Annotated in this window: 8 protein-coding genes; 3 read left to right on the top strand and 5 right to left on the bottom strand. The window is 69.8% G+C overall.

The features are described 5' to 3' along the window. Positions 1–100 precede the first annotated feature (100 nt). Both AQI88_RS37340 and AQI88_RS37345 read left to right on the top strand, forming a co-directional pair. Positions 101–508, top strand: a complete 408-nt coding sequence (locus AQI88_RS37340; protein WP_067008749.1) for a VOC family protein — start codon at positions 101–103, stop codon at positions 506–508. A gap of 238 nt (positions 509–746) precedes the next feature. Further along, the gene (locus tag AQI88_RS37345; RefSeq protein ID WP_079058052.1) at positions 747–1439 is read left to right on the top strand and encodes an LAETG motif-containing sortase-dependent surface protein; all 693 of its coding nucleotides are present in this window, start codon (positions 747–749) and stop codon (positions 1437–1439) included. A 75-nt stretch (positions 1440–1514) separates the two neighbouring features. Here AQI88_RS37345 and AQI88_RS37350 read toward each other — a convergent pair whose 3' ends face one another. The 5 genes from AQI88_RS37350 to rlmN form a co-directional block, all read right to left on the bottom strand. Beyond that, complete coding sequence (locus AQI88_RS37350; protein ID WP_067008756.1) at positions 1515–2309, bottom strand: maleylpyruvate isomerase family mycothiol-dependent enzyme; 795 nt, start codon at positions 2307–2309, stop codon at positions 1515–1517. A 25-nt stretch (positions 2310–2334) separates the two neighbouring features. Continuing rightward, positions 2335–3357: an ABC transporter ATP-binding protein gene (locus tag AQI88_RS37355; protein WP_067008759.1), complete on the bottom strand. Its 1023-nt coding sequence runs from the start codon at positions 3355–3357 to the stop codon at positions 2335–2337. Further along, complete coding sequence (locus tag AQI88_RS37360) at positions 3357–4958, bottom strand: ABC transporter permease (RefSeq protein ID WP_067008762.1); 1602 nt, start codon at positions 4956–4958, stop codon at positions 3357–3359. Before AQI88_RS37360 ends, AQI88_RS37355 begins: the two co-directional genes overlap by 1 nt. A 41-nt stretch (positions 4959–4999) precedes the next feature. Then, on the bottom strand, positions 5000–6073 hold the full coding sequence (locus AQI88_RS37365; RefSeq protein ID WP_067008766.1) for a thiamine ABC transporter substrate-binding protein: 1074 nt from the start codon (positions 6071–6073) through the stop codon (positions 5000–5002). Between the two features lie 225 nt (positions 6074–6298). Then, positions 6299–7405: a dual-specificity RNA methyltransferase RlmN gene (gene rlmN, locus AQI88_RS37370; RefSeq protein ID WP_067008768.1), complete on the bottom strand. Its 1107-nt coding sequence runs from the start codon at positions 7403–7405 to the stop codon at positions 6299–6301. A gap of 218 nt (positions 7406–7623) precedes the next feature. On the opposite strand from rlmN, the gene AQI88_RS37375 reads away from it, so the two are divergent. Continuing rightward, complete coding sequence (locus tag AQI88_RS37375; RefSeq protein ID WP_067008771.1) at positions 7624–8382, top strand: DUF6928 family protein; 759 nt, start codon at positions 7624–7626, stop codon at positions 8380–8382. The last annotated feature ends 212 nt before the right edge of the window (positions 8383–8594 follow it).

The raw sequence follows: 8594 nt of genomic DNA on the forward strand, positions 1-8594 counted from the left end.
TCGCGCGAAGAAAATTCTCCGGCGACCGATGAGTTCCGCGCAGGCCCGGCGTCTACCCCACCGAACGGCAGCAAGCACACGGACCCGAGGGAGAGACCCCATGTACCAGCAGATGATCTTCGTGAACCTCGTCACCAACGACGTCCCCGCCACGAAGAAGTTCTTCACGGAGCTGGGATACACCATCAACCCGCAGTTCAGCACCGACGAGTGCGCCTGCGTCCAGATCAGCGACACGATCATCGCGATGCTCATGACCCGTGGGCACTACTCCCAGTTCACCAAGAAGGAGATCGTGGACTCGGCCAAGTCCAGCGAGGTGCTGCTGTGTCTGAGCGCCGAGAGCCGCGAGAAGGTGGACGAGCTGGTGGACAAGGCGATCGAGGCCGGCGGCACCGCCCACGGCGAGCCCCAGGACCACGGCTTCATGTACGGCCGCGCCTTCGACGACCTCGACGGCCACACCTGGGAGGTCGCGTGGATGGACCCGGCGGCGATTCAGGGCTGACCCTGGCAACGGAGTCCCGTATCGCCCTGGTTGACCGGAACGAGCAGGCTGCGGAGGCGTTGAAACGTCCCTGCACTTAATAAGCAGGTAAAGCCAACGACCCCTGCGGGCATATGCGTTGACACTCCTTATGGAGCGCTTATAAACCTGTGAGCCTCTTGGGGGTGCTGGGACCTCCCTCATCCGGGTCCCGTCTTCCCCTCAGCCCCCCGCAGTTCTGCTCTGTAAAGGACAAACGTTGTCCATATCCCGCCGCAGTGCACGCCGTTCCGTGCGCATCCTGGGTGTCGCCTCTGCCTCTGCCGCGCTGGCGCTGGGTCTGTCAAGCACCGCGCTCGCGTGCAACATCCGTGAGTTCTCCGCCGAAGCCCAGTGCGACGGCAACAAGGGTGTCATCGTCGTCACCGACAAGGACGCCTCCGGGACCCCGGCCACCATCACCGTGTTCCTGGAGAACAACGGTGCCGATGAGAAGCAGGTGGGCAAGCCGCAGGACATCAAGGGCTCGGCCGAGGGCACCACGGTGACCTTCGAAGAGAAGTGGAAGCCCAACGCGACCTACCGCATCCGCGTCAAGGCGGCCGACCAGGTCGACGAGGACATCAACCCCAACCTGGTGACCCCGTCCACGGCCTGCAAGAAGCAGGAGTCCCAGACTCCGACGCCGCCGGCCACGCCGTCGCCCTCGCCGTCCAAGTCCACCCCGGCAAAGTCCGCGACCCCGACCCCGTCGGCCTCCGAGAGCAGCACCGCCCCGGCGGGCACGTCGAGCAACGCGCCGTCCCCGGCGGCCGGTGACTCGAACCTCGCCGAGACCGGTGCGAGCTCCAACACCCCGCTGATCGCCGGTGTCGCGGGCGCCCTGGTCGTCATCGGCGGTGGCGCGGTCTTCTTCGGCATGCGCCGCCGTGGGACGAAGAGCGGTAGCTGACGCCTCACTTCACTTTGTACGCCGCTGCGGCCCGTCCCCGTATCCCCGGGGGACGGGCCGCAGTCGTGTCCGGCATCAGAAGGCGGTCCGCTCCAGCCAGAGCTCCAGCACCTCGCGCTCGCCCAGCACCTCCAGGCCGGGTGTGTCCAGCGGCAGCCGCCGGTAGAAGGCGAGCAGCAGCGGGGTGAGCGGGCCGCGCAGGGCGACGGCGGCCTTCTCGTGGCCGCGGCGCCAGCTGACGCCGTCCGCGCCGAACTCCAGGAGCCACTCGGCGTTCAGGTCTGCGGCGGTGTCGGTGGCGTGCAGGTGGATGGTGCGCGGGGGGCCGCCCAGCCGGAGCGCCTCCTCCTGGCCCCTGCGCCGCTGGACGAAGAGGCTGATGTCCAGCCACTCGTCGAGCGCGTCGGCGGCGATCTCGGGCGCCACCTCGTACGGCGCCCCGACGGCGAGCGTGGCGTCCGCGCGATGGACGGTGATCTCATGGGCCATCCGGCGGGCCCAGAAGCCCGCGTCGGACATGCCCGTCCAGGACCACACCCCGGTGTCCGGTCCGGCCTCGCGCAGGGCGCCGACGACCAGTTCCCCGGTCTCCGCCAGCCACTGGTCCAGGGCCTCCGCGTCGCCCCGCTTCTCCGGTCCCCCACCGAGCGGGACCTGCTCCCACGGGATGTTCTCCTGCGCCCGCCCGCGCACCAGGGCGTCCACCCAGCGCAGGGCGCCGCCCATGTGGCGTACGAGGTCCTCCAGTGACCAGTCCGGGCAGGTCGGCACGGGGGCGGCGAGGTCGGCGCCGGAGGTCACCACGGCCCTCAACTGCTCCACCTGATGAGCGATTTCGCCACAATAGCGGTCATGTGCGAGCAAGGTCATGCCCCTCACCCTAGGGGCGCGATGATCAGCCGAGCACGACGATTTCGGCCACGTCGAACTCGGTCCCCACCTCGGTCCCGGTCTCCGGCGCGTCCCGGAGCGCGCAGGCCGCCTCGAGCCGCGGGCCGCCATCCGCGGGCTGGAGACGGACGGCCACATGGGTGCCCTTGAAGGTGCGGGCGGTCACCGTGCAGGGCAGGCCCTCGTCGGCCGCCACGAGCCGTACTCCGGCGGGCCTGACGAGCAGCGGGCGGTTGCCCTGGGGCGAGCCCTCGGGCACCGGCAACTTGCCCCATGGGGTGTTCGCGACCGTGTCCGCGACGGTCGCCGGGACCACGTTGTCGAAGCCGAGGAAACGGGCCACGAACTCGTCGGCGGGCCGCTGCCAGACCTCAAGGGGCGTCCCGGACTGGGCGATGCGCCCGTCCCGCATCACCACCACCCGGTCGGCCAGTGCGAAGGCCTCGCCCTGGTCGTGGGTCACGGCGAGCACGGTCGTACCCAACCGGCCGAACAGCTCGCGGAGTTCGACCACCAGCCGCTCCCGCAGCGAGCGGTCGAGCTGGCCGAGCGGCTCGTCCAGCATGAGCAGCCGGGGCCGGGGCGCCAGCGCCCGGGCGAGGGCCACCCGCTGCTGCTCACCGCCGGACAGCGCGGCCACGGCCCGCCGGGCGGCCCCCGGCAGTCCGACCAGATCCAGCAACTGACCGGTCTCGGCGTCCCGTTCGCCCTTCGGCACCCCGTGCATCCGCAGCCCGAAGGCCACGTTGCCGCCGACGTCCCGCTGCGGGAAGAGCTGGTGGTCCTGGAACATCAGCCCGACGCCCCGCCGGTGCGCGGGCACGCCCGCCTGGTCACGGCCGTCGAGCAGCACCCGACCGGAGCCGAGGGGCTGTAGTCCCGCCACCGCCCGGAGCAGAGTGGACTTCCCACTGCCGCTGGGCCCGAGCACGCACACCACCTCGTGCTCGGCGACGTCCAGGTCGACCGCGTCGAGCACGGGCCGCCTGCCGAAGCGCACGGTCGCGGCCTGAAGACTCAGCAGCATCAGAACTCCCCCGTCCGGTCGGTGCGCAGCCGCTCCAGGACGAGCAGGGCGGCCGCGCACACCACCATCAGAATCGTGGACAGGGCCATCGCCTGCCCGTAGTTGAGGTCCCCGGGCCGGCTCAGCAGCCGGGCCACGGCGACCGGGAGCGTCGGGTTGTCGGGCCGTGCGATGAACACGGTCGCCCCGAACTCACCGAGGGACACGGCGAAGGCGAACCCGGCAGCGATCAGCAGCGCCCGCCGCACCAGCGGCAGATCGACCTCCCGCCACACCCGCCAGGGCGAGGCCCCGAGCACGGCGGCCGCCTCCCTGAGCCGTCCGTCCACCGCCCGCAGCACGGGCAGCATGGTCCGTACGACGAAGGGGGCACCCACCAGCGCCTGGGCGAGCGGTACGAGGATCCAGGACTGGCGCAGGTCCAGCGGGGGCTTGTCCAGCGCGATCAGGAAACCGAAGCCGACCGTCACGGCGGAGACGCCGAGCGGCAGCATCAGCAGCGCGTCGAAGCCGCGCACCAGCCGGCCCGCGTCCCGGCGGGCCAGCGCGGCGGCGGCGAGACCTCCGATCAGCACGGCGATGACGGTGGCGGCGACGGCGTACTCCAGCGAGGTCCACACGGCGTGCAGCGGCGCCACGAGGAAGGTGCCGCCGTCGGCGTTCGTCAGCGCCCGGTAGTAGCCGAGGCCGGGTGCGTCCAGGGAGCGCCGTACGAGCACCGCGAGCGGCAGGACCAGCAGCAGGGAGATGGTGACGAGGACCCCGGCGAGCAGCGCCCACTGCCCGGCGCCGCGCGGCCGGCGGGCGGTGACGGAGGCGTCCACCAGGCGCAGGGCGGTCTCCCGCCGCCGTACCGTCCAGGCGTGCACGGCGAGGATCGCGCCCACCGCGACGAACTGGACGAGGGTGAGCACGGCGGCCGTGGAGAGGTCGAAGACCTCGGAGGTCTGCCGGTAGATCTCCACTTCGAGGGTGGAGAAGGTGGGCCCGCCGAGGATCTGCACCACGCCGAAGGAGGTGAAGGTGAACAGGAACACCATCAGCGCGGCGGCGGCCACGGCGGGCACGAGGGCGGGGAGCGTCACCTTCCGCCAGGCCCGCAGGGGCGATGCGCCGAGCATCCGGGCGGCCTGCTCCTGCCGGGGGTCGAGCTGGGCCCACAGTCCGCCGACCGTGCGGACGACGACCGCGTAGTTGAAGAAGACGTGCGCCAGCAGGATCGCCCACACGGTAGTGTCCAGCCGTACGCCCCACAGGTCGTCGAGGAGCCCGCCGCGGCCGACGAGCGCGAGGAACGCCGTACCGACGACCACGGTCGGCAGCACGAACGGAACCGTGACGACGGCCCGCAGCACCTGCTTGCCGGGGAAGTCCAGACGGGCGAAGACGTAGGCGGCGGGCAGGGCGAGCAGCAGGGTGAGCGCGGTGGAGGCGAGCGCCTGCCAGGTGGTGAACCACAGCACGTGCCGGATGTCCGGCTGGGTGACGACGTCCGCCATCCGCCCGAACTGCCAGGTGCCATCCACCTTCAGTCCGCGCGCGACGATCGCGGCGACGGGCCAGGCGAAGAACACGGCGAAGAACGCGACGGGCAGGGCCATGAGCCCCAGCCGCGCCGCGCTCCCGCGCGTGCTCTTGGCCGCTACTTCAGTACGAGCGACGTCCACGACTTGACCCACTGGTCACGGTTTGCGGCGATCTTGCCGGGGGCCATCGTCTCGGGGCTCTTGGCGGCCGGCCCGTACTTGGTGAAGTCGGCGGGCACCGCGGCGCCCTGCACCACCGGGTACACGAACATGTTCAGCGGCATGTCCTGCTGGAACTCCTTGGAGAGCAGGAAGTCGATGAACGCCTTGCCGCCCTTGGTGTTCTTCGCGTTGCTCAGCAGCCCGGCGAACTCGATCTGCCGGAAGCAGGTGCCGGTCGCGACGCCGGTCGGGGCGGTGCTGGGCCGCTTCTTGGCGTAGATCACCTCGGCGGGTGGCGAGGAGGCGTACGACACCACGAGCGGCCGGTCGCCGCCCGCCTTCTTGCCCTCGGACGAGCCGGAGAACTCCTGGCGGTAGGCCTGCTCCCAGCCGTCGACGACCTTGACGCCGTTGTCCTTGAGCTTCTTCCAGTAGCCCTGCCATCCGTCGTCCCCGTACTGCGCGGCGCTGCCGAGCAGGAAACCGAGGCCGGGCGAGGAGGTGGCTGCGTTCTCGGTGACGAGGAGGTTCTTGTACTCGGGCTTGGCGAGGTCGGCGAAGGTCTGCGGCGGAGTCAGCTTGTGCTCGCTGAAGTAGGCCTTGTCGTAGTTGACGCAGATGTCGCCGTAGTCGACCGGCGTGACCCGGTGCTTGCCCTGGTCGAGCTGGTAGGCGGCGTCGGCCGTGTCGAGCCCCTTCGCCGCGTACGGCTGGAACAGACCGTTGTCGAGGGCCCTGGACAGCAGGGTGTTGTCGACGCCGAAGAAGACGTCTCCCTGCGGGTTGTCCTTGGTCAGGATCGCCTTATTGACGGCCTGGCCCGCGTCGCCGCTGTTGAGGACCCTGACCTTGTACCCGGACTGCTTCTCGAAGTCCTTGAGCACGTTCTTGGAGACGGCCCACGAGTCGTGGCTGACGAGCGTGACGGTCTTGGAGTCCTTCGCGCTGTCGCCGCCGGACGACCCGCACGCGGAGAGCGTGACGAGGGCGAGCCCGACGGCCGCGGCCGCGAACGTCTTGGTGTGCACTGGATGTCCTCCTGGGGTTGGCCAGGAAGAGACGCGGCCCTGCCCGGGCTCCGCGAGGGCAGCCCGGGCAGGGCGCAACAGCTTGAGTGATGACCGAACTCCCTACCCAGAATGACCTGGGCGAGGTTCAGAGGGTCTGCGGCCCTGTCCGCCGCACTCTCAGCGCTGTGGCGCTCCCCTGTCGGAATATGAAGATGTGATGAGACGTGATGGAACGCAGTCAGATTACCGCTCGGTGGCCGCGAGCTGACCACACGCCCCGTCGATCTCCTGCCCCCGGGTGTCCCGGACGGTGACGGGCACCCCATGGGCCGCGATCGCCCCGACGAACGCCTTCTCGTCCTCGGGCCGCGAGGCGGTCCACTTCGATCCGGGCGTCGGGTTCAGCGGAATGAGGTTGACGTGCACCGGCTTGCCCTTGAGCAGCCGTCCGAGCCGGTCACCCCGCCAGGCCTGGTCATTGATGTCGCGAATGAGCGCGTACTCGATCGAGAGCCGGCGCCCGGACTTCTCCACGTACTCGAACCCGGCGTCCAGCACCTCGCGCACCTTCCACCGCGTGTTCACGGGGACGAGGGTGTCGCGCAGCTCGTCGTCGGGGGCGTGCAGGGAGATCGCCAGCCGGCACTTGAAGCCCTCGTCGGCGAACCGGTGGATGGCCGGGACGAGCCCGACCGTCGACACGGTGATCCCACGCTGCGAGAGCCCGAGCCCGTCCGGCGCGGGATCGGTGAGCGCGCGGATGGCTCCGACGACCCGCTTGTAGTTGGCGAGCGGCTCGCCCATCCCCATGAAGACGATGTTGGACAGCCGCGCCGGCCCGCCGGGAACCTCTCCGTCCCGCAGAGCCCGCATCCCGTCGACGATCTGGTGGACGATCTCGGCGGTCGACAGATTCCGGTCGAGCCCCGCCTGCCCGGTCGCGCAGAACGGGCAGTTCATCCCGCACCCCGCCTGTGAGCTGATGCACATGGTGACCCGGTCCGGGTACCGCATCAGCACGGACTCGACCAGCGTCCCGTCAAAGAGCCGCCACAGCGTCTTGCGCGTCTCCCCCTGGTCGGTCGACAGATGCCGGACGACGGTCATCAGCTCCGGGAACAGCGCCTCGCGCAGCCGGTCCCGCGAACCGGCCGGGATGTCGGTCCACTGCTCGGGGTCGTGCGCGTACCGCGCGAAGTAGTGCTGCGAGAGCTGCTTGGCACGAAACGGCTTCTCGCCGATCTCAGCCACCGCGTCCTTGCGCTCGGCGGGCGTGAGGTCGGCAAGGTGCCGCGGCGGCTTCTTGGCTCCGCGCGGGGCGACGAAAGTAAGTTCTCCGGGCTTCGGCATAACCCCTCCAGTGTCGCAGATCAACTCCACCGGCCCAGGCCAGAGCGGGGTGGGGACGGTCACCAGTGGGCGCCGTCTGTCAGCTTTGGTCGGCCTCGCACGGCCCAGGGACGGCCCAGAGACGGCCCAGCTGGGCCAGGCGGGCTGAGTCACCTCCGTTGTCAGTGCGTGCAGATATGGTGCGTCCGCCATCAAGGGCAACGCTCTGGGGAGGGGCTTTGGGAGCCAAGACGGGACTGCTGGTGTACGCAGACGGCGACGTGCCGGAGCTGCTGCGACAAGTGGGCGCGGCAGACCTTGAACGGACTGCCAGCATGATGCGGCAGCTCTACCCGGGCTGGGAGATCGGGGAGTGCAAGGGCTCGAATCTCTGGGACGGCGTCTACCCCCCGAAGGGAACGGCGTACGCAGCCAGCTGGCCGGGCGTGGAGGTCATCGGTGATCAGAGGGTGATGATCGACGCCCCTTCCCAGCTCCCGGAGCACCTCGTCGCGGCAAGTGCCGGCCGACGGCTCGTCCTGCACGCCATGCACAGCGTCGTGGACTGGCTGGCGTTTGCCGTTTGGGAGGACGGGCGCCTCGTCCGCTCCCTGAGCCTGTCCCCGGATAGCGGCATCATCGAGAACATCGGCGAGCCACTCCCCTTTGAGCTGCCCTACTGGGCCGGAGACCGCCCAGCCGACATCATCCCGTGGCCTGGCGAGGAGGAAGAGCCGTACGCCCTGCCCTTTCACCCCTTGGACCTGGGCGAAGACGCGTTGCGGGCGCTCTGCGGCTTTATCCAGGAGGGCCGTCCCGAGCCAGATGACGTCGACGCGGAGGCCATCGAGCTGCACGGATTCCATGTGCAGGAGCCACACGGGCCTGATCCTGCGGAACAGGAAGCGGAGCTGCGCAGGGCCGCGGAAGCCATGGATCCCCCGCGCTTCTACACACTCAGCCCTGACGGCTCACTGATCGAGCGCGACGGCCTTTAGCTCACGACCTCTTCGTCCCGAAGCAACTTGGGCGGGCTTTCGACCTGGGGCTGGTGGCTCTCACCTGCGCTGATGGTCCGCAGGCGTCCACGCGCGTCCGTCGCTGTACGTCGGCGTTGTCACGCATTAGACACACACGTGGGCTAGGGGCACCGACTCCGCTCAATCGACCTCAGTGCGCTGCAATGCCTCCCGAAGAGGCATGCCCTGTT

Origin of the sequence: Streptomyces cellostaticus, assembly GCF_001513965.1 — a bacterium.
GTDB lineage: Bacteria > Actinomycetota > Actinomycetes > Streptomycetales > Streptomycetaceae > Streptomyces > Streptomyces cellostaticus.